Annotated in this window: 22 protein-coding genes and 1 riboswitch; of the genes, 12 read left to right on the top strand and 10 right to left on the bottom strand. The window is 48.0% G+C overall.

Translation table 11 applies throughout. The annotated features are described in order from the left end of the window. Window positions 1-13: 13 nt before the first annotated feature. From ACR6HW_RS08575 to ACR6HW_RS08565, 3 genes are all read left to right on the top strand, one after another. Complete coding sequence (locus tag ACR6HW_RS08575) at window positions 14-793, top strand: TIGR03915 family putative DNA repair protein (RefSeq protein WP_455730718.1); 780 nt, start codon at window positions 14-16, stop codon at window positions 791-793. Then, window positions 790-1176 carry a VOC family protein gene (locus tag ACR6HW_RS08570; protein WP_455730717.1) on the top strand — a complete coding sequence of 129 codons (387 nt, stop codon included), beginning with the start codon at window positions 790-792 and terminating at the stop codon, window positions 1174-1176. Before ACR6HW_RS08575 ends, ACR6HW_RS08570 begins: the two co-directional genes overlap by 4 nt. 534 nt (window positions 1177-1710) lie before the next feature. Then, complete coding sequence (locus ACR6HW_RS08565; protein WP_455730716.1) at window positions 1711-2085, top strand: hypothetical protein; 375 nt, start codon at window positions 1711-1713, stop codon at window positions 2083-2085. 468 nt (window positions 2086-2553) lie between these two features. Here ACR6HW_RS08565 and clpB read toward each other — a convergent pair whose 3' ends face one another. From clpB to ACR6HW_RS08525, 8 genes are all read right to left on the bottom strand, one after another. Next, complete coding sequence (gene clpB, locus ACR6HW_RS08560; RefSeq protein WP_455730715.1) at window positions 2554-5145, bottom strand: ATP-dependent chaperone ClpB; 2592 nt, start codon at window positions 5143-5145, stop codon at window positions 2554-2556. Window positions 5146-6398: 1253 nt separating this feature from the next. Next, window positions 6399-7028, bottom strand: a complete 630-nt coding sequence (locus ACR6HW_RS08555; protein ID WP_455730714.1) for a hypothetical protein — start codon at window positions 7026-7028, stop codon at window positions 6399-6401. A 10-nt stretch (window positions 7029-7038) separates the two neighbouring features. Next, window positions 7039-7452 (bottom strand): hypothetical protein, encoded by a 414-nt coding sequence (locus ACR6HW_RS08550; protein ID WP_455730713.1) that lies wholly within the window; start codon window positions 7450-7452, stop codon window positions 7039-7041. A gap of 1 nt (window position 7453) precedes the next feature. Next, entirely contained in the window at window positions 7454-7765 is a 312-nt protein-coding gene (locus ACR6HW_RS08545) for a hypothetical protein (protein WP_455730712.1), read from the bottom strand. A gap of 347 nt (window positions 7766-8112) precedes the next feature. Then, window positions 8113-8250 carry a hypothetical protein gene (locus ACR6HW_RS08540; protein ID WP_455730711.1) on the bottom strand — a complete coding sequence of 46 codons (138 nt, stop codon included), beginning with the start codon at window positions 8248-8250 and terminating at the stop codon, window positions 8113-8115. A gap of 148 nt (window positions 8251-8398) precedes the next feature. Continuing rightward, entirely contained in the window at window positions 8399-9058 is a 660-nt protein-coding gene (locus ACR6HW_RS08535; RefSeq protein ID WP_455730710.1) for a hypothetical protein, read from the bottom strand. Between the two features lie 471 nt (window positions 9059-9529). After that, window positions 9530-9724: a hypothetical protein gene (locus tag ACR6HW_RS08530; RefSeq protein ID WP_455730709.1), complete on the bottom strand. Its 195-nt coding sequence runs from the start codon at window positions 9722-9724 to the stop codon at window positions 9530-9532. A gap of 321 nt (window positions 9725-10045) precedes the next feature. After that, window positions 10046-10621, bottom strand: a complete 576-nt coding sequence (locus tag ACR6HW_RS08525; protein WP_455730708.1) for a class I SAM-dependent methyltransferase — start codon at window positions 10619-10621, stop codon at window positions 10046-10048. Between the two features lie 466 nt (window positions 10622-11087). Here ACR6HW_RS08525 and purC point away from each other — a divergent pair, with 466 nt between their 5' ends. From purC to purD, 6 genes are read left to right on the top strand one after another with little or no spacing between them, the layout of a single operon-like run. Continuing rightward, the gene (gene purC / locus ACR6HW_RS08520) at window positions 11088-11792 is read left to right on the top strand and encodes a phosphoribosylaminoimidazolesuccinocarboxamide synthase (protein WP_455730707.1); all 705 of its coding nucleotides are present in this window, start codon (window positions 11088-11090) and stop codon (window positions 11790-11792) included. Window positions 11793-11804: 12 nt separating this feature from the next. Beyond that, window positions 11805-13214: an amidophosphoribosyltransferase gene (purF, locus tag ACR6HW_RS08515; protein ID WP_455730706.1), complete on the top strand. Its 1410-nt coding sequence runs from the start codon at window positions 11805-11807 to the stop codon at window positions 13212-13214. Between the two features lie 19 nt (window positions 13215-13233). Beyond that, window positions 13234-14277 carry a phosphoribosylformylglycinamidine cyclo-ligase gene (purM, locus tag ACR6HW_RS08510; protein WP_455730705.1) on the top strand — a complete coding sequence of 348 codons (1044 nt, stop codon included), beginning with the start codon at window positions 13234-13236 and terminating at the stop codon, window positions 14275-14277. Next, window positions 14259-14870 carry a phosphoribosylglycinamide formyltransferase gene (gene purN, locus ACR6HW_RS08505; protein ID WP_455730704.1) on the top strand — a complete coding sequence of 204 codons (612 nt, stop codon included), beginning with the start codon at window positions 14259-14261 and terminating at the stop codon, window positions 14868-14870. Before purM ends, purN begins: the two co-directional genes overlap by 19 nt. A 2-nt stretch (window positions 14871-14872) precedes the next feature. Beyond that, window positions 14873-16411, top strand: a complete 1539-nt coding sequence (purH, locus tag ACR6HW_RS08500) for a bifunctional phosphoribosylaminoimidazolecarboxamide formyltransferase/IMP cyclohydrolase (RefSeq protein ID WP_455730703.1) — start codon at window positions 14873-14875, stop codon at window positions 16409-16411. 13 nt (window positions 16412-16424) lie between these two features. Next, complete coding sequence (gene purD / locus ACR6HW_RS08495) at window positions 16425-17669, top strand: phosphoribosylamine--glycine ligase (protein ID WP_455730702.1); 1245 nt, start codon at window positions 16425-16427, stop codon at window positions 17667-17669. 289 nt (window positions 17670-17958) lie between these two features. On the opposite strand, the gene ACR6HW_RS08490 is transcribed toward purD, so the two are convergent. Both ACR6HW_RS08490 and ACR6HW_RS08485 read right to left on the bottom strand, forming a co-directional pair. Then, complete coding sequence (locus tag ACR6HW_RS08490; protein WP_455730701.1) at window positions 17959-19728, bottom strand: aminopeptidase P family protein; 1770 nt, start codon at window positions 19726-19728, stop codon at window positions 17959-17961. A gap of 34 nt (window positions 19729-19762) precedes the next feature. Beyond that, window positions 19763-20110, bottom strand: coding sequence for a cupin domain-containing protein (locus ACR6HW_RS08485; RefSeq protein WP_455730700.1), 348 nt, complete (start codon window positions 20108-20110; stop codon window positions 19763-19765). Window positions 20111-20295: 185 nt separating this feature from the next. On the opposite strand from ACR6HW_RS08485, the gene ACR6HW_RS08480 reads away from it, so the two are divergent. The 3 genes from ACR6HW_RS08480 to ACR6HW_RS08470 all read left to right on the top strand — a co-directional run bounded on the left by ACR6HW_RS08480 (window position 20296) and on the right by ACR6HW_RS08470 (window position 24298). After that, a complete protein-coding gene (locus tag ACR6HW_RS08480; protein ID WP_455730699.1) occupies window positions 20296-21672 on the top strand; it encodes an MATE family efflux transporter in 1377 nt (458 codons plus the stop codon). Between the two features lie 43 nt (window positions 21673-21715). Beyond that, window positions 21716-21832, top strand: a riboswitch (FMN riboswitch). 119 nt (window positions 21833-21951) lie between these two features. Beyond that, window positions 21952-22545 (top strand): ECF transporter S component, encoded by a 594-nt coding sequence (locus ACR6HW_RS08475; RefSeq protein ID WP_455730698.1) that lies wholly within the window; start codon window positions 21952-21954, stop codon window positions 22543-22545. A gap of 418 nt (window positions 22546-22963) precedes the next feature. Then, window positions 22964-24298, top strand: a complete 1335-nt coding sequence (locus ACR6HW_RS08470) for an MATE family efflux transporter (protein ID WP_455730697.1) — start codon at window positions 22964-22966, stop codon at window positions 24296-24298. Window positions 24299-24307 lie beyond the last annotated feature (9 nt).

Here is a 24307-nt window from a genome sequence, read left to right as displayed (position 1 = left end):
GAGAGGAGGCAACATGCGTCATTATCTATACGACGGCTCCTTTGAAGGGGCGATGACCGGGGTGTACAAAATGTTCCACGACCGCGTGGACGAAGACAGTGCAACACTTCAAACGGAGGCTGCCGAGCAGATGGCGTTGTTCGATACCTTTGAAGTTGTGACAACCGATTTTGAGAGGGCCGAACGGGTGACGAAGTGGATGGGGGAAACGTTTGAAGCCGAGGGGATTCGGCGGGTGGCCACGGCGTACCTTTCCGATGCCCCCGATTACGGTACTCGGCTGTTTCGCGCGTTAAAGGCAGGCCATAAAATGAAGCGCAAAGACGCTTTGATGAATCTGGCGGACCCTGCGGTTATGGCGCTCTACGACCTGTACCGCAAAGTGGTGCGCGCAGAGCATCTGATGGTGGGTCTGTTGCGATTTAAAGAACTTGAAAACGGCACCTTTTACGCGTATTTTGAACCGCCTTACAATTTGCTGCCGCTCTTGATGCCGCATTTTGAACAGCGCCTTGGCGATCAGACGTGGGTGATTCACGATGGCCTTAGAGGACAGGCGGCGTTTTACGACGGGACGCACAGCTTTCTCAACGCCCTAGAACCCATGGACGATGTGGCGTTTTCAAAACAAGAAGCGATGTTTCAAGAGTTGTGGCAGGGGTATTTTAAACATATTGCCATTAAAGAGCGGCTCAATCCCAAATGTCAGCGCAACTTTATGCCGAAGAAATATTGGAAATTTCTCGTTGAAAAGCCGGGGGAGGCGCATCGAAAGAAAGGGGTACACCTATGAAAGCACGTATTGATTTGATTACGATTTGGACAGAAGCATTGGCGCCGATGAAGGCGTTTTATAAAGACGTCTTGGGGTTTGAAGTGAAGTTGTCGCTGGACAGTTATGTCGAGTTTCAGAACGAAGGGGTGCGTTTTGCCATTTGTGAACGGCAGGTGATGCACGGGTTTTCCGATGCGTTTAAGTCCTCGAAAACCGGTCAAGCCTTTGAACTCGCTTTTCCATGTGCGTCGCCACAGGCGGTGGACGAAAGCTACAACCGTCTCATTGAAAAAGGCGCTCAAGGGGTACACCCACCGGCAGATATGCCGTGGGGACAGCGGACGGCGCTGTTTAAAGATCCCGACGGCAACGTACACGAGATTTTTTCGGAACTGTCGTAAAGCGGCCGTTGTAGGCGGTCTTTGTCTATAGAACTGTACTTGTAAAGCGCTCGCTCTAGAGCGCTTTTTATTTTAGCAACAAGATTTGAGCCAAAAGGCTTACCGCGACTGTTCAACGCGGAAAGCCATTAGCGAAAAGCGGTTCGTGATGCCGAAGGTATCACAATGTTGTTTGACAACAAGATTTGAGCCAAAAAGCTTACCGCGACTGTTCAACGCGGAAAGCCGTTAGCGAAAAGCGGTTCGTGATGCCGAAGGTATCACAATGTTGTTTGACAACAAGATTTGAGCCAAAAAGCTTACCGCGACTGTTCAACGCGGAAAGCCGTTAGCGAAAAGCGGTTCGTGATGCCGAAGGTATCACAATGTTGTTTGACAACAAGATTTGAGCCAAAAGGCTTACCGCGACTGTTCAACGCGGAAAGCCGTCAGCGAAAAGCGGTTCGTGATGCCGAAGGTATCACGAATGTTGTCGTTTCAGAGGGAGACTTGCGGGCATAAATAGAACAAGTCGATTGAATGTGGAGGTGTGCAATGGGTATGACGCTGTGGATGAGTTTTTGGTTGTTTTTAAACGTATTGTTGTTGACGGTACTCGTACCAGGTGGGCCAATAGAAAACCGCGACTTTTCGGCAATGAAGGGCGCGGCATTTTGGGGCTTTAACGTCTTTTTAATCGCGATTGGCCTCGGTGCCTTTGTGGGCAGTTACGCGCTCTTGGTAGGTGCCCAGTGGGCGGTCTTGCTCGGTCAAGTGCTGTCGGTACTCTTTGCAGGGGTCTATCTAATCGACCTGGCCGGTATTTTCCCCAAATCGCCGACGCCGATGTCGAAAAGTCTCCTGTTTTTTGAAATTATCAACAGCTGTGTAGCTGTATATACGTTTATTTTGTTGACGGCGTTGGGGTAGTGGGTGACTCGTATTTATTTTCAAAACGTTACACGCACAAGGCCCCTTATACATTACGGTGCTTTAAAGGAGGTTTAGAAGGCTTATGTTACAACAAGCTGTCGCGTTTCTATTTTTACTATTTTTGGTGACGTATCTATTCAAATTGTGGTTTGATTTGGTTGAGTTTGTTCGGCGCAAAGTGGTTTCTTTTTTTAAAGACTAGTATACGGTCTCGTTGAGAGTGAATTAAAAATGCCAGATAGGCTGTATCCGTGCAAGACAAACTATCGACGACAATGCGGGACATTGTCGAGAGATTTTAACGCTACAATGATACAGAGTAGATGAGCAGTTTTTTTATTGTGAACGCTACAGGACACTAGCAGTGTCCACTGAGACAAAGCCCTATCTCTCGGCACCCAAACGCATCTGTTTTAAAGGACAAAAAAGAAGCCATCAAGTGGCTTCTTTTGCTGTGTTAGGGGCCTACGCGTGTACGGTGAGCGCATTTTCAGAGACATCTATGTGAATGGTTTGACCTTCGATTAGTGTGCCTTTGATAATGGCTTTGGCTAGAATCGTTTCAACGGTATTTTGGATATAACGTTTGAGCGGACGCGCACCGTAGTGGACGTCGTAGGCGCTTTCTATGATAAAGTCGATGGCGGCATCGCTGATGACCACACCATCGAAGCGGTCCTTGAGTCGCGTCTCGAGGTCCTTAATCATCAACGCGACGATGTCTCGGATGACGTGTTTGTCGAGTGGTTTGAAGACGATGGTGTCGTCGAGACGGTTGAGAAATTCGGGTCTGAATGTGGCGCGCATCAAGGCGCGGAGTTGTTCTTCGACGCCGGTGTCTATCGGCTGATTTTCGTTAAGTGCGTTTAGGAGGATGTCTGAGCCGATGTTGGACGTCATAATGATAATGGTGTTTTTGAAGTCGACGGTTCGACCTTTGGAATCTGTGATGCGGCCGTCGTCGAGAACTTGCAACAGGACGTTGAACACGTCGTGGTGGGCCTTTTCGATTTCGTCGAATAAGATGACGCTGTACGGCTTGCGGCGCACGGCTTCAGTGAGCTGACCGCCTTCTTCATAGCCGACGTATCCCGGAGGGGCACCGATCATGCGGGCCACGGCGTGTTTTTCCATGTACTCGCTCATGTCGATTCGGATCATGGCGTCTTCGCTGTCAAATAGGGCTTTTGAGAGCGTTTTGGCGAGTTCGGTTTTGCCGACACCTGTTGGCCCGAGGAAGACAAAGGAGCCGATGGGTTTGCCTGCATCTTTGACACCTGCTCTCGAACGGAGAATGGCTTCGGTGACTTTTCGCACCGCTTCGTCTTGACCCTTGACGCGTTGGGCCAGTGTCGCTTCCAGTTGCAAGAGTTTTTCCCGTTCGGTTTCAATGAGCTTTTCAAGTGGGATGCCCGTCCATTTGGAGACAATAGCGCCGATTTCTTCGGCGGTGACTTCTTCTCGGATGAGAGACTCTGTCTTTTCCTCAGCTTGAATGGCCACTTTCAGTGCTTCAATTTCCTTTTCCAGTTCAGGCAATCGACCGTACTGGAGTTTGGCGGCCTTTTCGAGGTCGTAGGCGCGCTGTGCCACTAAGATGTCGTTTTGCACTTGATCCAGTTCTGACTTCAGCGCGTTTAAGCGCTCGATTTTGTCTTTTTCCATCTGCCAGAGCGCTTTTTTGCTGTTGAACTGCTCTTTGAGATCGGAGAGTTCTTTGCGTACGTGGGTGAGGCGTTCCTTGCCGTGGCGGTCTTTTTCATCTTTGAGAGCTGCCTCTTCGATTTCCAAGGTGATAATCTTTCTGGAGATGTCGTCGAGTTCCGTCGGCATGGACTCCATTTCCGTCTTGACCAGTGAGCAGGCTTCATCGACGAGGTCGATGGCCTTGTCCGGTAGGAAACGGTCTTGAATGTAGCGGTCGGAGAGCACTGCCGCTTGAATCAGCGCTTTGTCGTGGATGGTGACTTTGTGGTAGAGCTCGTAGCGCTCTTTTAACCCGCGGAGAATGGTGATGGTACTTTCCACAGAAGGTTCCACTACGAGAACGGGCTGGAAGCGCCTTTCGAGGGCGTTGTCCTTTTCGATATAGCGCTTGTACTCGTTGAGCGTGGTGGCGCCGATACAGTTGAGTTCGCCTCTGGCGAGAAGTGGTTTCAGCATATTGCCCGCGTCCATGGCGCCGTCGGCTTTGCCTGCCCCGACGATGGTGTGCAGTTCGTCGATAAACAGGATGATTTGACCGTCGCTGTCCTTCACCTCGTCGAGTACCGCTTTCAGACGCTCTTCAAATTCGCCTCGGAACTTGGCCCCTGCAATCAATGCACCCATGTCCAACGAGAAAATGCGCTTGTCTTTTAGACTGACGGGGACGTCGCCTCTGACGATGCGGTGGGCAATCCCTTCCACAATGGCGGTTTTACCGACGCCGGCCTCGCCGATGAGCACGGGGTTGTTCTTGTTTTTGCGCGATAGAATCCGGATGGCGCGTCTGATTTCCTCATCGCGTCCAATAACCGGGTCGAGTTTGTTGGCCTTTGCCAGCGCCACCAAGTCTGCGCCGTATTTGGAGAGGGCGTCAAATGTGCCCTCGGGGTTGTCGTTTTGGATGGTTTTGTCGCCGCGGATGGCTTGAATCGCCGTGAGAACCGCTTCTTTTTCAAGGCCAAAATCGCGAATGAGTTTTTGAATGTCGCTGCCTTTTGCACTGAACAAGCCCAAAAGCAAGTGCTCTGTGCTGACGTAGTGGTCCTTCATTTTATCGGCGGTGTCTTCTGCCTTCATTAAAACCCGCTGTGCGTCGTTTGAAAGGTAGAGGTTGACATTGCCGGTGACTTTTTGTTTTTCACCAATGGTTCTCGACAGCGCGTCTTTTAACCGGTCGATGTCAATGTCCAGCGATTTTAAAATGCGTGGGACAAACGCCTCTGTGTTGTCCACAAGCGCAGAGAACAAATGCGCCGGCTCGATGCTGGGGTTCTGGTAGTCGTCTGCGATGAGCTGTGCGCGATTCAGTGTCTTTAGGGTTTCCTGAGTCATTTTATTTTGATCTAACATCGTATCACACTCCTTTTATCAGCACTCTACATTAACGAGTGCTAAGTTGTTCTAGTTGTATGATACCATGTGTGGCGCAAAAATCCATTAAGAAAGTGTGAACAATTTTGAAACGTTCTAGACGTGTCAAAGTGGGTGTGCGGAAAAGTGTTTTGAGGATGCTGTAAACAGTTTTCTTCTTATATATAGGGCCCCGTTTTTATAGGCATCTTCGTTTCAAAAAATGTAAAAGACGCCGCGGCTTAGTGGCGTGTTCATAAGGGTACTTTTTGAGCCTACTAATGAATGGTGACTCATCTGAAGCAGTGTTATAAACTTCAAGCATATAGCTTCAATACAATGTTCCTTTTTATTATGCTTGGTTGAAAGGAAAGCCCGATTAATTCTGTGTTTGAACAAAATGCCCTCAACAGTACCTACTCGCTTTTTACCCAGTTAATCTCACAAGCAAACATTCCTTCTTCTACTGGCTTTACAGAAAAAGTATGTGTTCTCCCACTTCGTTCGCCGATTTCAAGATGAACAGTGTACATTTCACTCAAAATCGACCTATAAGAGCCTTTTTATAGGCAACAGCATATTTACTCTAGTTTTAGCTTTTTTCGTGGTATTTAGCAAAAGTGAAGTCCTCTTGGAGATGTTAGGATGGTTTCCACTTAGGTTTAACAATTTCAAATCATTCCTTTCATGGATTGCCATGAGATACATGGCAGCTATTCAATTCATTCAAGGTAAATTTGAATTAAAAGCTATATGGAATTACGTCATTGTAACACTGATATTTATTGGAATAGCAGTAGGTTTATTCTTTATCGTTAAAAAGTTAATCAAAACGATTAAGAAGTTTGTTCAAGACATTAACAAGGCTTATATTGATAGATTGCTCAAATTGATTGTATCGGGCGATATTGCTCTTATTTTGTTCTATATTTGCCTTTTCTTCTACAACCCAATAAAAAGCATTGTGCCTTTCAATATTCTTTCTATATGGCTTATATTTAGCTTTATAGGAATAAGTCTATGGCACGTTCCCGAAATTAAATCGAGATAGCTTTAATTCAAAAAGGTGGAAAAAATATATTGATAGTGAGCTTCCTATCAGTGAACTTATAGTAATGAACGGTTCCACTGGGCTAGGTATAGAGAAAGGACACCTTCTTTTATGGAAGATGTCCTTTTTATTTTGTTATTTATTACCTGTTATGCAACAGGCCCTTTTTTGGAACTGATCTTTTGGTTTTGTGTTTTATTTGTTAGTTACTCCTGACTTCAATATAGCCAATCACATTCAACTTGGTATATGCCGGTGAAGTAAATAATACTTCACTGTTTACGTTTTCGAATATCACATATGGTTTAAAGAAAAACTTGATTGTCTTTTCTCTATCAGCAGTAAAGGTAATATCACTTTGTAAGTCTATAACTTTATTAAACTGTTCGAATTTTCGATAATCAAATAATGACAACTCAATGTTGTTAAGGTCCTTACTTGTTTCAAATCTCGAGCTTAATTGAATCGGATATTTGAACTGACCAATGGTTGTATCTTTGCTTGATACTTTTGAAGTACCTGTCAGTGCTATACTGCTCCCCAAGGTAAGGTGTCCAAGTTGATTTTCATCCACACTAAATTCATTAACGGTAGTCTGATACTCAACTAAGTCAATAGTACTCCATGTCCCATCAGCATAGATTTCAAAAACCCTAGTAATACGATTATTCACATCACTCAGTGGAGCAGGTGAAGAAACTTCGATGTAAGTATCGGTTAGTATATATTCCTCAACTAATAACTGATCTACGTCATAAGTGGATGTTACACCAAAATATCCATATAATACAGCCACTACAACTAAAACTATCACAACAATAAGTCTCTTCAACTTTCTACTCCTATCTTAAAATAAGTAAGTAAATACCATCTGCGAAAGAGCCAACTTTCTTTGGTGAGAAACCACTAGCTGAACCAAGGTTGTCAGTACCAATGATACTACCACCATAGCTGTAAGTATACTTGTATAAAGTTCCATTAACAACATCATAGTATGCATGGAATCTTACATAACCAATTTCACCAGCTGGCACTTGATGAGAAGCACTGAACGTTCTTTCTGTAGAGGCTGAATCTGTCCAAGAAAAGCTCGCACCTGCTTCGATTGCAGTTTTAATAGTTCCTGTTAAGCCAACAGATGCTGAAAATGATTCAGATATTGTTTCTGATACTCCATGTGTGATTGTAGATCCTTCAGTACCACCATGGACATCAGGAGTTACTTTGACACCTCTTGCATCTGATGCATTTGTCATCCTAGCATTTTTCAAAGCATAACTGTATGTTTGAGGCATTCTCATCATTCACTTGTTGATTTTGTGTAGTATCTATTGATCTTGAACTGTTTAATTGGTTAACTAGTTCCTCAAGAGGAATTGATTCTAGTTCACCGCTTTCATTTGGCCTCATACCACCTGTCATTTTCTCGCCATTATCAGTATTGAGGATGTATGATGTTCCATCTTCAAAATGTTTGATTACATATTGCTGGTTGTTGTCTGCAAATGCAGATGTCATAAGTGGCATTACCATCAGTGTTGCAAGTAATAGAGTAATTAACTTTTTCATTTCATATTCCTTTCATTCTACCATTTTATTTTGTTTTACATTGATTGCATTGCTCCCTAGCAGTAGGAACATCTTTTGATGTTTTCTAACCATTCTCTTAATTGTAATGGTTATTGTTACATTTTTCCCTAGCGGTACGTATCACTCCCAGTTTCTTTGTGATAATATGGAGCACTAGGTTTTGACATAAAGTTCATTCCCCCTTTCATATCATATTTACACCAGAATTCTGCGTATATGGTTACGCTTACATCAAAAAATCTATTTATGTAAAAATAGTATTATTTTCCATTTTGTTATACCATAAAATTGCTTACTAAAAAACACATCTTGAGCAAATTAAAATCTTAAACAAGACGATTATGAAATTTGACTTCCTCATCAATCATCTCAAAGATACCTTCAGCATCAGTGTGATTGTATAACATTAAAGTTCCAGAATTTGAGGTAAGATTCTTTTCGCTGAAATCAATTTTGCTTATCATGAATCCCCCCCTTTAGAGTTAAGTTTACATTATACATTCACCCTAAATAAGGCACAAAAAACAGCAAATTCAATAGTTTTTTCTTTCACCAATGAGTGAAAAAGATAGGTTTACGTAAGTGTTGATATTTCAAGAAGTTAAGCATTTTCTATACTTCTTCACGCAGAATAGGTGTTTCATTAAAGTCTGCAAGTGATTGATCGGCGATCTTTTCAATATTTAACGTTAGATAATACCTTTCAAAGGGCATTTTTTCCAACTTTTGACGCTCTATAACCACACCCTCTTTATAAAGGATAAGCGTTGCATAATCTATTAAACTTTCTGCCGTCTCCCCTTTTGCTATCAAATCATTTGGCGTACTTTTAAACGCTACTTCTGACTGTAATTTATACGTTTCAGGTGTCGTAAAAAAATAACCCGTTATATCAATGGCATCTTGCAACGCTTTTTCCATATGAATTTCACCACGGTCTAATGACATTTCATAACCATCCATTACATCATAATAAATAACACTGTTGCGATCAAACGTTAACCTGATTTCTCTATCTACATAAACAGTCGTCATTGAACTGAGCGATTCATTTTGTAACGTATAAGCAAAATGATAAGTTTCAAAGGCGTCGCTTGTATTCAAAACGATCGTTCCCGACGCATCTTCCCACGTATAGGCAATATGGTCTTTTAGATCAAAGTGCTTTTTATCTTGAGCGGAGAGTCTCATTCGAATAAACACGATACCGGCTAATAATACAAATGTTGAAAGACTTATTATAGCAACCTTCTTAGTATGTATCTTTTTCATATCTTTTCGCCACCTTATAAGCTAAATATAGGGGAAGGTTAAAAACCATCCCCGAATGTTCTTTGATAATTTTGAAACTATAGTTCAACGACTCACAGACACTTAACCACGATTTTTCTAAACACCGTACGATACTCTCATTGTCAGAGAGGTCGTTGTGCGTTCCTCCTGAATCCTGCTTTAAGAAGACTTATCCATAAAAAACGTGTCACTTAACAAGGAAAGTTTTATGTTTAGGCTGGTCATAACCTTCGGCTATTGTTCGCCCAAGCATCAGGGCATGGTTGGGGCACCATGAGGTGTTCCCCGTTTTAAATGCAAGGCTGTTTGGCGTTCTTTATTGTAGTGAATGCTCTGATTTATCATAAATCTGAAAGATTGTGTTACTTTGTGTAGCTTGTGTCTTTATGACCACTTGTATTAAAGCAAAGCGTCTCTACATATAGTGGCGGAATTTTGATTGCACATTGATCACTCTTCTTCAGGAAGCTGTAGATGCGTCATAAGTGCACTGACATTGCGATCCAGCTTTCGGAGCATTTTATACAGCTTTAAGCCCAAAAGAATCCCTCCTATGATGACGACGAGCCAAATCAAGAGGGCGAGAGTCGGATAGAGTTCTGCAAATAAAGGATAGGAACTGGGTGGGGTGCCGGTAACTGCCATAGGGGTGAACCTCCTTTTCGCATAAGTTCAATCAGTTTGTGTAAAGCGCTTTTCTTGCTTTAGACCACAGGCAAGGCGCAGGGTGACGTCTGTAGTGTACCGTAGTTAACACAAACTGTCAATGTAAGGCATTTATGTGTGACAGTGGCTCTTTTGAAACTGGGAGAGCACTTGACAGTTTTCCCGATACCTCAGCCGACAAAAGAAGGCTTTTCAATGGAGTGGCCTCACGTCAAAAAAGCGCCTGGGTATACGGCGCAAAGTGCCTCAATGAGGTGGCGTAGAGGTGCATTTTTAATTAAATCTCAACGAGCCAGTACACTAGGCTTTTTCAAATACCAAGTGGTAGTGTGTGCCGTCGAGGCGTTGCTCGATGCAGGTGAACTTAAAGTGGGCGCAGGCTTCTAACAGACTTTCATAGGAAAGGCCCGACGGCGACATGGCCACACCGTACCCGGTTTTAACTGAGGTGTTTTCATGGGTAAAGTTGAGTTCGATGTTGGCGACGAACACCGTTTTGGAAAGCGATTCCGCCGGAGGCATCTCTATATCCCAGATGTAGAACCTACCGCCTTTGACGAGCACCCGATGGATTTCCTTCAGCGATTTGAAGCGCTCTGTTTTGTCCATGTACATCATGGTATAAAAAGAAGTGACGGCGTCAAAAGTCTCTTTTAAAAAAGGCATATTCTGTGCGTCGGCCACACATTTAACGGCGCGGTTGCGCGTTTCCAGAAGCGTGTCTTTGAGCCTGTCGATGGCGGTGACCCGTTCTTGGTACAGTCTGCCGATAACGCCTTCGCCGCCGCCACCTACGTCCAAAATACGTTTTTCCGTCAGGGTCGGCGAGAGGTTCAAAGTGTAGAGTGGCGTTTCAAAGAGATGGTATGCGCTCATAATAGGCTCCTTTAGTTGAGTGGAGTTGGAATGATTACATTTTAGCACAGCGTACAGCCGCCTTCGACATTTACATGTAAAAAGCGCAGTTTTTGTTGTGAAAAAACAGCACAAATGTCGAATGATTCTTTAGGCTGTGAAAAATAAGGCTATTTTTAAAGAACTACATGGGGTTTGTTAAATCTAAACAAGTTTAATGATGTGTAAGGGTGAAAACAAGATTTTTAAGGGGTAAAATATTTCAAATAAGAAAAATATCTTGTAAAAATCATTCAACCTTAGCGTGTCGAGTCAAAAAGTTAGAATTGAACAACAAATGAATATTAATTATATTTTACAGAATAACATTCGCCTTTTCCTTGACGCTCTCGGCTTTTTTTTGTATCCTATACACAGACGAATAAAACGACTAAAATAAACTAAATCATTCGGTTTATCGAAGGGGACGATTGAGGAGGCTGTGACTATGGAAAAGTTAGCAATGCTCTATGAAGGCAAGGCAAAACGCGTTTACAAAACTGAGGATTCACAAGTGTTTTGGATTGAGTACAAAGACGATGCGACGGCTTTTAATGGTGAGAAGAAGGGCACGATTGAAGACAAAGGCGTCGTCAACAACAAAATGAGTGCACTTCTCTTTAAAATGCTCGAAGAGGCAGGGATTCCGACACACTTTGTCGAATTGATTAACGACAGAGAACAACTGGTAAAGGCGGTGGAGATATTGCCGCTGGAAGTCATCGTTCGAAACGTGGCCGCGGGCTCATTGGCCAAACGCCTCGGTCTCGAGGAAGGCACGCCGATGGCGTCTACCGTCCTCGAATTCTGTTACAAAAACGACGACCTCGGCGATCCGATGATCAACGACAGCCATATTCTCGCCATGGGCTTTGCCGATGCTGAGCAACTGGAACAGATAAAGACGTACGCGCTAAAAATCAACGACGTGCTGAAAACTTTTTTCCTCGAGCGCGGTTTAAAACTCATCGACTTTAAAATAGAGTTCGGTACGCACAAAGGCGCCGTAATCCTCGCAGATGAAATTTCGCCGGATACGTGCAGACTTTGGGACGCTGAAACCGATAGAAAAATGGACAAAGACCGCTTTAGACGCGATTTAGGCGATGTGGAAGCGGTTTATCAAGAAGTATTAAATCGATTAGAAAAATAATGGAGGCTTCTGGTGGACGAATTTTTGAAACTTGACAAACTCAGTGAAGAATGTGGTGTCATCGGCATTTACGCACCGGGGCAAACGGGCATTTCCAATATGCTCGGATTCGGCTTAATCGCCCTTCAGCACAGGGGGCAAGAGAGTGCAGGCATCGCTGTCTCTAAAAACGGCAAGACGCAATACTACAAAGAAATGGGTCTCGTACAGGAAGTCTTTACAAACGACATCCTCGACAGGCTCGAAGGCGACATCGGCATCGGCCACGTGCGTTACTCGACGACCGGCGAAAGCTATGTTTCCAACGCACAGCCGCTGGTAGTGCGCTACAAGGGCGGCAGCATTTCGCTGGCGCACAACGGGAACCTCGTCAACGCTAAGGAAATCCGATCCACACTTGAAGACGAGGGCTCGATTTTCCAGACGTCAATCGACACAGAAGTCATTGCCAACCTCATTGCTAAAAATTATCATTTAGGGATAAAAGAAGCCGTTGTCGAAGCGGTTCGAACCATTAAGGGCTCCTTTGCCCTCGTCATCGTCATCGACGGCAAGCTCATCGGCGTCAGAGACCCGCACGGTCTCAGACCGTTGGCACTTGCCAAACTCGACGGTGGCTACGCGTTGGCTTCTGAAACCTGTGCCCACGACGTCATCGGCGCCCGCTTTATCCGCGACATCAAGCCGGGTGAAATCGTCATTATCGACGACGAAGGTGTCGAATCCGTGTGCTACGATTCGGAGAAGCGCAAGGCGGTGTGTTCTTTTGAATACGTTTACTTCGCAAGACCGGACAGTGTCATCGACGGCACCAACGTGTTCGTCTCCAGAAAAGAAGCGGGGCGCATCCTCGCGGCAGAGCATCCGGTAGATGCGGACATGGTCATCGCCGTGCCGGATTCAGGGGTGGCGGCGGCCATTGGCTACGCTGAGGCCTCGGGCATTCCCTACGACATCGGCATGATTAAGAACAAATACCTCGGCAGAACGTTTATTCAGCCGGATCAAAAATCGAGAGAACTGGCTGTGCGCTTGAAACTCAATGTCATGACGGACAACGTAAAAGGCAAGCGCCTCATACTCATCGACGACTCCATCGTCAGAGGCACCACCAGCAGACGTATCGTCAACATGCTGAGAGAAGCCGGCGCAAAAGAGGTGCACATCCGCGTGAGTTCGCCGCCGGTAACGCATTCGTGCTATTTCGGCATCGACACGCCAAATCGCCAACACCTCGTGGCGGCGACACACGGCATCGACGCCATGTGCGAGATGATCGGTGCCGATTCACTGGGCTTTTTAAGTGTCGAGGGGCTCACGAAGTCCATTGCACTTGAAGGCGATGCCCTGTGCACCGCGTGTTTTAACGGCAACTACCCGATGCCGGTACCCATTGAAGTAGACAAATTTATGTTTGAATAGATAGAAACGGAGAGAGGACATGAACGAAAAACTGACGTACGCATCGGCAGGCGTCGATGTAAAAGAAGGTGCAAGAGCGGTTGAACTCATGAAAAAACACGTAAAAGAGACGTTTAACGACGACGTTATCGGCGATCTCGGCAGTTTCGGCGGCCTGTTGAGACTGAGCGGCGCCTATGAAAAACCCGTACTTGTAGCGGGTACAGACGGCGTGGGCACAAAGCTCAAAATTGCCTTTATGATGGACAAACACGACACCGTCGGCCAAGACCTTGTGGCCATGTGCGTCAACGACATTTTATGCCAAGGCGCCATGCCGCTTTTTTTCCTCGACTACTTGGCGACAGGCAGACTGGAAGCGGAAAAAGCAGCGGACCTCGTCAGAGGCATCACCGATGGCTGTAAGCTCTCTCAAATGCCTCTTCTCGGCGGTGAGACAGCGGAAATGCCGGGTTTTTACCAAGATGGTGAATACGATATGGCGGGATTTGCCGTAGGCGTCGTCGAAGAGAGCAAAATCATCTCCGGTGCAGACATTAAAGAAGGCGACGTCTTCGTGGGCCTCGCTTCAAGCGGCGTACATTCCAACGGCTTTTCACTGGTGCGCAAACTGTGTTTTGAAAAACTCGGCCTCGGCGTAGACGACCACGTCGACGCACTGGGTATGTCCCTTGGACAAGCGCTTATTGAACCGACGCGCATTTACGTCAAACCGATTCTGGGCCTTTTAAATGAAGTGACCGTTAAGGGGGCCGTTCACATGACCGGTGGCGGTTTCTTTGAAAACATTCCGAGAGTTCTACCGGAAGGCATCTCAGCGGCGATTGAAAAAGACGCTTGGAAACCGCTTCCGATATTCAACTATATGATGCAAGAAGGTCAAATCGACGAAGAAGAAATGTTCGGCACCTTCAACATGGGCATCGGCTTTATTGTCGTCGTGGCACCGGAGGACCTCGAAACCACGCTGGGGACACTTGAAGGCTACGGCGAATCGCCGGTGATTATCGGCAAAGCGGTTGCGGGGAACAGAGAGGTTCTGTTATGTCAAAACTCAAAATAGCGGTACTGGCTTCAGGGGGCGGTTCAAACCTGCAAGCCATCATCGACGCAACTCAGGGCGGTTTTCTCGATGTAGAAATCGCCTGCGTCATTGTCGACCGAAAAGCGGCTTACGCGAGACAGCGTGCTGAAGCAGCGGGTATTGAGACCTTTTACGTCGGCAAGGGGAACTGCGCGGACACCACCGTTATGGGGCATCAAATGATCGAACTCTTGACGTCTCGCGGGGTAGCGCTCGTCGTACTGGCGGGGTACCTCAGCATCTTATCCGAAGGCTTTGTATCGGCATTTAAAGACCGCGTTATCAACATCCATCCGTCGTTGATTCCCAAATACTGCGGCATGCATTTTCACGGTGAGCGCGTTCATAAAGCCGTGCTTGCCGCCGGGGACAGCCATTCGGGGGCGACCGTCCACTTTGTCGACGACGGCGTAGATACCGGTCGCATCATCGCGCAAATGGAGGTCTCCGTATTTGAGGAAGACACCGTCGACACCTTAAAAGAGAGAGTTCTTAAAGTAGAACACCAACTGCTGGTAACCGTCATAGCGGGTATCGCAGAAGGGCGAATAAAAATTGGCGAGGGGGCATAAAAATGAAAAAAAGAGCACTGCTGAGTGTTTCAGATAAAACAGGCATCGTAAAATTAGCAGAGGCGCTACATCGCAACGGCGTCGAATTGATCTCCACCGGGGGCACCGAACAGCGCATCAAAGACGCGGGCATCCCCGTACTCAACATCAGCGACGTCACCGGTTTTCCAGAATGCTTAGACGGTCGCGTCAAAACACTCCATCCGAAAGTACACGGCGGCATCCTCGCCATGCGGGACAACGCCGACCATATGCAACAACTGGAAATACTCGAAATCGACACCATCGACTTCGTCGTCATCAACCTCTACCCGTTCAAAGAAACCGTCACCAAACCCGACGTGACCTTTGAAGACGCCATCGAAAACATCGACATCGGCGGCCCGACCATGCTCCGCTCCGCAGCCAAAAACCACAAAGACGTGGTGGTGGTCGTAGACCCAAGCGACTACAGCAGGGTGATAGAAGCACTGGAGGCCGATTCCATCGACGGTGCGCTGAAATTCGACTTGGCGCTCAAAGTATTTGAACACACCGCAAAATACGATGCGCTCATCGCCGAATACTTGAGAAAAACAGGCGACAAGTCGCCGATTACCGACGCGTTTACAGTGACTTACGACAAGGTACAAGACTTGAGATACGGCGAAAACCCGCATCAAAAAGCGGCGTTTTACAAAGAGACTTTCCAAACAGAGGGCACCCTAGCCGATGCGAAACAACTGCACGGCAAAGCGCTTTCGTTTAACAACATCAACGATTGTCAAGCGGCACTTGCCCTGGTTAAAGAGTTTGAAAAACCGACTTGTGTGGCGGTTAAACACGCGTCGCCTTGTGGCGTCGGCACCGGTATCGACCTCTTTGAGGCGTATACAAAAGCGTACAACTGCGACCCGCAGTCGATTTTCGGCGGCATTGTAGCGGTGAATCGACCGCTAGACGGCAAAACAGCGGAGAAAATGCAATCTATTTTCTTAGAAGTTGTCATTGCACCGCATTTTGAAGAAGAAGCGCTGGCGATTTTGACCGCGAAGAAAAACATCCGCTTGTTGGAACTGGCCTCTATGGCAGAAGGCACAAGTGCCGCACGAGTGGACATTAAGAAGGTCGCAGGGGGTCTTTTGGTTCAAGAACTGGATCAAAACCTTTTAGAAGGCGACCTCGAAACCGTATCGGAGCGCATCCCGACGAAAAAGGAACTCGAAGAGATGCTGTTTGCTTGGAAAGTGTGCAAACACGTAAAATCCAACGGCATTGTGCTCACGAAAGACGGCATGACCTTAGGCCTTGGACAAGGGCAAGTGAGCCGCGTCTGGGCCACAGAAAACGCCATCGGTCACTCCAATTACCCGGTGAAAGGGGCTATTTTGGCGTCGGACGCCTTTATCCCATTTGCCGACAACATTGCGGCGGCAGCTAAGGCGGGGGTAACGGCTATTATTCAGCCTGGCGGTTCTGTGCGTGATGAAGAAGTCATCGAGGCGGTCAATCGCCACGGTATGGCGATGGTATTTACCGGCATGCGACATTTCAAACACTAGAAGGGAGCAGACGATGAAGATTTTGGTTGTAGGTGGCGGCGGCAGAGAACACGCCATTGCGTGGAAACTGGCTCAAAGTCCAAAGAAACCCGAACTCTTTGCGGCGCCCGGCAACGCGGGTATCGCTTCAATTGCACAGTGCGTGCCCCTTGCGGCAACAGACATCGAAGGCCTAAAGGCCTTTGCGTTGGAAGAGAACATCGATTTGACAGTGGTCGGTCCGGAGCAACCGCTCGTCGACGGGCTGGTAGACGCTTTTGAAGCGGCAGGTCTTCGCGTCTTCGGCCCCAATGGAGAGGCGGCGCGCTTTGAAGGCAGCAAGGACTTTACAAAGGCATTTTTACTACGACACGGCATTCCGACAGCGGACTACAAAACATACACCGATGTGACGTCGGCACTGGCCGAGGTCGGTCAATTTGGGTACCCGGTAGTGGTTAAGGCTGACGGCCTCGCCGCAGGTAAAGGCGTGGTGATTGCCGCCGACGAACGGGAGGCGGTGGAAGCCCTCGAGACGATGATGCGCGGTCGTGCTTTCGGCGCTGCGGGAACGACGGTGGTACTGGAGCGCTTTTTAACGGGAACTGAGGCGTCTGTGCTCTGTTTTTGCGACGGCGAGACCATTGTCCCAATGGTGCCGGCACAAGATTACAAGAAGGCGCAAGACGGCGATGCCGGCCTCAACACAGGCGGTATGGGGACTTACTGTCCGAGCCGCATCATCGACGACGCTATGATGGCGCGCATTCAGCGTGAAATTCTCGACCCGTTTGTCACGGGGATTAAAGCCGACGGCATGGCGTTTAAAGGCGTGTTGTTCGTAGGGCTTATGATCGATTCAGACATTCGCGTGCTCGAGTACAACGTCCGGTTTGGCGACCCCGAAACTGAAGTGGTGCTGCCGCGTTTAAAGAACGATTTAATCGACGTGTTTGAAGCCACTATAGACGGTCGACTCCACGAGGTGACCCTCCAGTGGGACGCACAATCGACGGTTTGCGTCATTCTCGCTTCCGGCGGCTATCCCGAGCACTACGAAAAGGGCTTTGTCATCAAGGGGCTAGACGCAGTATCAGATGCCACGGTGTTCCACTGCGGTACGGTGCTTAACGGCGATGCCGTGGTGACAAATGGCGGTCGCGTCCTCGGTGTAACGGCACAGGCGCCTACCCTTGAAATGGCGCGGGCAAAGGCGTACGAGGCCGCTGAGAAGATTCAGTTCGAGGGCAAGTACAACCGGAGCGACATTGCACTTTAAGGGACGGTTCTTTTGTGCCACAAAACACTAAAATTTACCATTTCATACAAAACAAAAGCAGGTGCACACATTCGCGGAATAACGCTGAATACGTTGCTGCACCTGCTTTTTTAATTGCTTAGAAGTTGTGCGTCGGTGACTTTGGAAGTCCCGGTGCGTTGTACACTGGCTTTTGCGCAGTCAGTGGGGCGCCTGCGGAGAACCAAAGTCACAAATGGCCGGTTTCAAAGGGTTCACCATGTGGAAATGGTAATATCTAGTTGAATCCGGCACAAAAGAACCGTCCCTGTTAGAGTGGTCTTGTCATTTCTTTGAGCCACTGACGCTGTTTTTCACCGAGGCCACTTTCCAGCGTCGCATAGATATCGGCATGGTACGCGTTGAGTGCCTCGATTTCAGAAGCGCTGAGCATACTGACGTCAATGGCGCGTCTGTCCATAGGGACTTTGGTGAAGTTGTCGAATTTGAAGAAACGACCGAACGCGTTTTCCACATGTGGGACGACGACGAGGGTGTCTTCGAGACGAACGCCGTGTTTGCCTGCTCTGTAGACGCCGGGCTCGTTGGTGACCACCATGCCCGGTACCATGCGCACTGGTGACAGGTTCATCGAAATGCGATGCGGCCCTTCGTGGACGCCGAGGTGGAAGCCGACACCGTGTCCAGTACCGGACTTGTAGTCCATGCCATGTGCCCACATTTGCATGCGCGCGATGGTGTCGAGATGTGTTCCGGTAGCGCCTTCTAAGAACACGGCGTTGGAGAGCGCCATGGTGCACTTGAGGTTTAGCGTGTAGTCGCGCTTTTCTTCGTCTGTGAGTGGGCCAAGTGCCACCGTACGCGTAATGTCAGTGGTGCCGTTGAGGTACTGGCCGCCGGAGTCTACGAGGAGAAGTCCCTTGGGCTCCAGTGTGTAGTCTTTGCCGGGCTCGGCGCGGTAGTGCATAATGGCGCCGTGGTCTTTGTAACCGGCGATGGTGTCGAAGCTGGTGCCGCGCATCAGCGGGTTTTCCATTCTAAAGCCCTTGAGTTTTTCGGCAACAGAAGATTCTGTCAGCGTTTCCGAACCGATGGCCTCGTCGAGCCAACAGAGGAAGTTCACCATAGCGATGCCGTCTTGACGGTAGCAGGCTTTGAGCTGTTCGATTTCCGTTGCGTTTTTAATCGCTTTGAAGCCCGTGCTCGGGTTGTCTTGGTGAATGAGTTTGAAACGGTCTTTCATCAAGGTGTACAAATGGTAAGGCGTTGAGGCGAAATCGAGGAGCATGCCGGCGGCACAGGACATAGTCGGCAGGTCTTCCACGATGTCTTCGTACAGTTTCACTTTGACGCCGTTGGCGTGTAAGTAATCGACGATGTCTTCGTTGAGTTTCAGCGGATCGACATACAACAGTGTCTCTTCTTCTAATACCAATAGGTACGATAAGAAGTACGGGTTGTTTTCAATGTCGCTGCCGCGCAGGTTCAACAGCCACGCGATGTCGTCGAGTTTTGAAATCAAATGGCAAGTGGCGCCGGCGCTTTTCATGGCCTCGCGCACGCGGCCGATTTTAGAAGCGGTGTCTTCACCGGCGTAGGCGACGTCGTGCAGGTAGACTTTTTCGCATGGGATGTACGGGCGGTCTAGCCAGAGTTTGTCAATGATGTTGGCGGTGTAGTTCAGTGTGACGTCTTTGGCTTTAAAGCATTCCAGCATGCCGAGCACTTCCTGAGTCATCATTTGAAAGCCGTTGAAGCCGATTGTGGCGCCTGCGGGCAATGTCTGTGCGAGCCACTCTTTGTAGCTTGGCACATCGGGCTCCGCCGCTTTAAAGAGGTCGATGCCCGTGCCGCTGAGTTCTTGTGCAGCTTGTATATAGTAGCGGCCATCTGTCCAAAGGCCTTGCTTGTCTTTGGTGACTACCAGTGTGCCGGCAGAGCCTGTAAAGCCGGATGCCCACTGTCTGGTCTTGTAGTGCGCCGGCAGGTATTCGCTGGCGTGTGGATCGCTGGACGGGATGATATATGCGTCGATGTTTTCGTTTGACATCTCTTGCAAGATGTGTTTGATTGTACTCATGTAACAGCCTCCCTTAATTCTGTGATGACAGTGCTTATTTGTGTCCTTCTTCCGGTACGATGCAGAGGAATTTAAACGTCGCATCGCCGGTATTTCTGTATTGGTGCAGAGCGTTTGAAGGCACATAGGCGTAGCTGCCGGCAGTGAGTGGGTGAACGGTGTCGTCTATTAAGACGGATCCCTCGCCTTCAATGACGTAGTTGATATGCGGCCAATCGTGCTGATGTTTAGGCGTGTAGCCGTCTTTTGTGAGTTCCATAGCGCGCATGACGTACCCGTCCCAACCCTCTTGAGGGGAGACCAGCACTTGCATGGCGGCGTTTTTGACTTGTGGATTGTCCACAATTATTTTTTTGGTGTCTTTCATGTTTGAAACGATCATGGCGAACCTCCTTAGGTCGTGTTAAGTTCATTATACTGGATTGTATTTCAATTGCAAAGGCAGTTAAAAAGATTTAAAAAAATATTAATTAGAGGCACGAAACGTTTGTGCTTCGAAATAAATTGTGGTATAATTCATTATGTATTGTTAAAATTATTGAATTTTTAGTTTTTGGGGAGTGGCGCATGGATTACACACAGAAGAGAGAGCTGATTTTAAAGGGCGATATGCGAAAAGTGATTTTCACCCTGTCGCTGCCGATTATGTTAAACAACTTTATTCACACCATATACAACATCACGGATACTTACTTTGTCAGCAAGATAGGCGATGACGCCGTAGCGGGGGTGCAGTTCGTCTGGCCGCTGATTTTTTTGACCATGGCTTTCGGCATCGGCATGAGCGTGGCGAGCTCGGCGCTGATTGCTCAGTACATCGGGGCCCATCGACACGACAAGGCGAAGAAGACGGCGGGACAGGTGATTACGTTGTTGATGCTCATTGCCGGCGTTTTTGGCGTCATTGGCTTTTTTTCGGCGCCGCATGTCGTGCGCTTAATGGGGGCGACAGGTACGCTTCTCGACAGCGGCGTCGCGTATCTCAAAATTATGTTTCTGGGCTTGCCGGCGACGTTTTTGATGAACGCGTTTAATGCGATTAAACAAGGGCAAGGGGATACGGTGTCGCCACTTAAAATTGGCGGTGCCTCCGTAGCGGTAAACATGGTCCTCGATCCGATTTTTATCTTTGTCCTCGACCTCGGTATTGAAGGGGCGGCCATGGCGACGATTCTGTCTACCGGCGTTTTTGCCCTCTACGGCATTTTAAAATCTTTTGATGAGAAGCAGAGTTTGATGCTGGAATTTAAAGATTTGAAACCCAATTGGCCCGTTATGGGGGAGATTGTCAGGATTGGTCTGCCGTCTTCTGCAGGGCAGGCGACGACGGCTTTCGGCTTTACGGTGCTCAATGTGTTCTTGGTGGATTTGGGCAAGGTGACGCTGACGGCTTTTGCTATCGGTAACCGCATCAGTTCTCTGATTATGATGCCTGCTATGGGTATCGGCAGTGCACTGGCCACGGTGGTCGGTCAAAATCTCGGCGCTGAGAATGTGCCTCGGGCAAAGAAGGCTGTGCGCGAAAGTGTGTTGCTGTCGACGGTGATGTTGCTCATCGGCGGGCTGGTGCTGTACCCGTTTACCGATACGATTGTGAAGGGGTTCTCTAAAAACCCAGAGATTATCGCCAGTGGCACAGAATATTTGAAGATTTTGTTTTTGACGGTGCCGCTGATGGGCTATTTTCAGATTTTAATCGGCGTTTTCCAAGGTTCCGGACACACGTTTTCGGCAATGCTGATTATGATGGGGAGACTTTGGGGCCTTCGGATTCCAATGGTGATGTTTTTCAGTCGCCAAGCGAGTTTTGGGCCGTCTAGCATTTGGTACGCCATGATTTTCAGCAATTTAATTATCTGTTTAATCGGCCTGGGCATCTATATGACGGGGCGTTGGCAGACGAAGGTCATCAAACCGAAGAAGGTTGTGGTGGCGCGGTCGTAAGACTATTGACAAACGAAAAAAATGTGCTAATATAAGAGTATAAATGAGTCTTCAGGGCGGGGTGTAAGTCCCCACCGGCGGTAGAGCCCGCGAACCGAAAGGTTGATCCGGTTAGATTCCGGAGCCGACAGTTATAGTCTGGATGAGAGAAGCGATTTATGTTTTTTGATGATTATCAGCCCCTGAAGTGCATGCTTTAGGGGTTTTTTGTCGGGGTTCGCCCCCTGTGAAGAAGCCTAAAGCCATCTTTAATGTTTAAATAATTAGGAGGTTTTAGAGATGATTGCACATGAAAAACGCGTATTGAGTGTCGGTCAAATGACCAAAATTGCCATGCTGAGTGTTTTGGCTTACGGCTTGATGTTTGTTCACTTTCCCATTCCGATTTTTCCGAGCTTTTTAAAGTTTGACGTCAGCGATATGCCGGCGCTTATCGGTGGTTTTGCCATGGGGCCTTTAGCCGGTGTCCTCGTCACGGCGGTGAAAAACTTGCTCCACTTGCTTCAAACGGACACGGCTGGTGTCGGCGAGCTCTCCAACTTTTTGGTGGCGAGTGCTTTGATTATTCCCGCCACTTTGATTTATCGTAGAGACAAGTCGAGAAAATCGGCAATTTTGGGACTGATTGCCGGTGTTGTGGCAATGCCGATTGTCGGGGCGTTGACCAACTATTTTATCATTATTCCGTTTTACTCCAATGTGATGCCGATCGATGTGATTATTAAAGCGGGGACAGTTGTCAACCCTAACATTGTGAGTATTAAAAGTTTGATTCTCTACGGCGTGGTGCCGTTTAACTTGCTCAAGGCGGTGGCGACGGCGGGCATAACGCTGTTGCTCTACAAGCGCATATCGCCGATTTTGCAGAAGTAATACAAGTGTTTTTAAAGGTAACGCCAGTCGATGGGATGTCGACTGGCGTTTTTTAACATGCTTTTGGGGACGGTTCTTTTGTGCCAGAATCCACTAAAATTTTACATATTGAGATGCGAGGGGCGGCAGTTAAACGGTTGTAAACGCGCCCCTTTTTGGTGTTTCAGGTGCTCGGCGATAGGGGGTTGTCTCCGGAGAGGTGTTCATCGATGCCGTCGGTGTAGGAGCAGAAAGGGCGCGGGGCTCAAATTGGTGAAAGCCGCTCCTTTACTGAGGTTAGGTGCATGTGTCGCGCCAAAACGGCACAAAAGAACCGTCCCCTTTTTTTAAAAAAAAAGATTCCCCTTTCGTTAAACATTTGATAAACTATTAAGGGTTACGAAATAATAAGGTATCGAGGTGAGAAATGGTCTCGAAAATGACGGTAAGACAAGATATTTTTAAGATGATTACGCCGATACTAATGGCCAATATACTGGAGATGCTCGTGGGGATTATCTCAATGGGACTCATTGGGCACATCGGCGGCATCGCCATTGGCGCCATGGGGCTCTGTCTGCGAGTGCGGGGGCTCGTATGGGCGCTTTACAAAGGGATTGCCATAGGCGTGCAGGTCGTCGTGGCTCAGGCTGTGGGGGTTGAAAACGATGAACGGGTTAAGAAAGCCATGTTGCAGACGGTGGGGTCAATTGTGCTGCTCTCCTTAGTCATTGTCGGCAGTATGTGGCTGTCTCCCGACCCTTGGCTCGGGATATTCGGTGCAGAAGGGGCGCTCTTTGATACGAGCAAAGCGCTGCTGAAAGTCGTGGGCATCGGTTTCCCATTCTTGGGCGTTGTCATTGTGCTCTCAGGGGCCCTACAGGGAAAGGGCGACGCCAAGACGCCGCTGTTTATCACTGGACTGATGAACGTTCTAAACGTGGTGTTGGGATTTGTTTTGGTGAAAGGCCTCTTCGGTTTTCCGGAGATGGGACTTATGGGTGCTGGACTGGCGATGACGTTGGCACAGGTGGTAGCGGCATTGGTTGGACTGGGGCTACTGCTGTCTAAGAAAGGCGTTTTAGGTGGGGCTTCGCCAAAGCACCTCGTGCGCTTTACGCGTTCAGAAATGGTGTCCGTCTATAAGACGGGGTTGCCCAGCGTGTTGGAATCGCTCTTTTGGCAAGTGAGTTCAATTCTTCTGATTCGCGCGATATTGACATATGGCGACGACGCTTTGGCAGCGTATCAGCTGGGCCTTCAGGCGGAGAGCCTCGCGTATATGCCGGCGGCGGGTTTTCAAGTGGCGGCGACGGCGTATATCGGCAAGTATTTGAGCGCCGGTAAACCGGATGTAGCGCGGGCGTATTTCAAAGAAGTGTTGCTTTGGGCTTTCGGCGCCTCTGTTATTGGAGGCGGAGTTCTCGTCTTGTTGCCGGAACAGGTTTTAGGCGTGATGACGGATAAGGGGCATTTGATTGACACCGCGCGCGTTTACCTGATTTATTGCGGACTGGCGCAAGTGCCTCAGAACATCGCCGGGGTTCTCGGCGGTTCCTTGAGAGGGGCGGGGTACACCAAAGTGCCGATGGTATCGGCGGGAATTGGCCTTTACCTCGTTCGCATTCCCATTGCCTATATGGCGGCGTATGCGATGAACTGGTCGCTCAATGTCGTATTTCTCGCCATTGCGCTGGACATGTGTGTGCGACTGGTGCTCAACACGGCGTTTTACAAAGGGATTGACATCTACCATAACGCGAAAATCGTCTAATGACGCGTC

Source organism: Fusibacter sp. JL298sf-3 (assembly GCF_053842995.1).
The sequence above is the reverse complement of the archived record's forward strand: the minus strand, read 5'-3'. Positions and strand labels throughout refer to the sequence as shown.

Excerpts from the sequence above, each read along its gene's own strand:
- ACR6HW_RS08575 (WP_455730718.1), top strand. The coding sequence starts at position 14 with ATGCGTCATTATCTATACGACGGCTCCTTTGAAGGGGCGATGACCGGG.
- ACR6HW_RS08570 (WP_455730717.1), top strand. The coding sequence starts at position 790 with ATGAAAGCACGTATTGATTTGATTACGATTTGGACAGAAGCATTGGCG.
- ACR6HW_RS08565 (WP_455730716.1), top strand. The coding sequence starts at position 1,711 with ATGGGTATGACGCTGTGGATGAGTTTTTGGTTGTTTTTAAACGTATTG.
- clpB (WP_455730715.1), bottom strand. The coding sequence starts at position 5,145 with ATGTTAGATCAAAATAAAATGACTCAGGAAACCCTAAAGACACTGAAT.
- ACR6HW_RS08550 (WP_455730713.1), bottom strand. The coding sequence starts at position 7,452 with ATGACAAATGCATCAGATGCAAGAGGTGTCAAAGTAACTCCTGATGTC.
- ACR6HW_RS08545 (WP_455730712.1), bottom strand. The coding sequence starts at position 7,765 with ATGAAAAAGTTAATTACTCTATTACTTGCAACACTGATGGTAATGCCA.
- ACR6HW_RS08540 (WP_455730711.1), bottom strand. The coding sequence starts at position 8,250 with ATGATAAGCAAAATTGATTTCAGCGAAAAGAATCTTACCTCAAATTCT.
- ACR6HW_RS08535 (WP_455730710.1), bottom strand. The coding sequence starts at position 9,058 with ATGAAAAAGATACATACTAAGAAGGTTGCTATAATAAGTCTTTCAACA.
- ACR6HW_RS08530 (WP_455730709.1), bottom strand. The coding sequence starts at position 9,724 with ATGGCAGTTACCGGCACCCCACCCAGTTCCTATCCTTTATTTGCAGAA.
- ACR6HW_RS08525 (WP_455730708.1), bottom strand. The coding sequence starts at position 10,621 with ATGAGCGCATACCATCTCTTTGAAACGCCACTCTACACTTTGAACCTC.
- purC (WP_455730707.1), top strand. The coding sequence starts at position 11,088 with ATGGAAAAGTTAGCAATGCTCTATGAAGGCAAGGCAAAACGCGTTTAC.
- purM (WP_455730705.1), top strand. The coding sequence starts at position 13,234 with ATGAACGAAAAACTGACGTACGCATCGGCAGGCGTCGATGTAAAAGAA.
- purN (WP_455730704.1), top strand. The coding sequence starts at position 14,259 with ATGTCAAAACTCAAAATAGCGGTACTGGCTTCAGGGGGCGGTTCAAAC.
- purH (WP_455730703.1), top strand. The coding sequence starts at position 14,873 with ATGAAAAAAAGAGCACTGCTGAGTGTTTCAGATAAAACAGGCATCGTA.
- purD (WP_455730702.1), top strand. The coding sequence starts at position 16,425 with ATGAAGATTTTGGTTGTAGGTGGCGGCGGCAGAGAACACGCCATTGCG.
- ACR6HW_RS08490 (WP_455730701.1), bottom strand. The coding sequence starts at position 19,728 with ATGAGTACAATCAAACACATCTTGCAAGAGATGTCAAACGAAAACATC.
- ACR6HW_RS08485 (WP_455730700.1), bottom strand. The coding sequence starts at position 20,110 with ATGATCGTTTCAAACATGAAAGACACCAAAAAAATAATTGTGGACAAT.
- ACR6HW_RS08480 (WP_455730699.1), top strand. The coding sequence starts at position 20,296 with ATGGATTACACACAGAAGAGAGAGCTGATTTTAAAGGGCGATATGCGA.
- ACR6HW_RS08475 (WP_455730698.1), top strand. The coding sequence starts at position 21,952 with ATGATTGCACATGAAAAACGCGTATTGAGTGTCGGTCAAATGACCAAA.
- ACR6HW_RS08470 (WP_455730697.1), top strand. The coding sequence starts at position 22,964 with ATGACGGTAAGACAAGATATTTTTAAGATGATTACGCCGATACTAATG.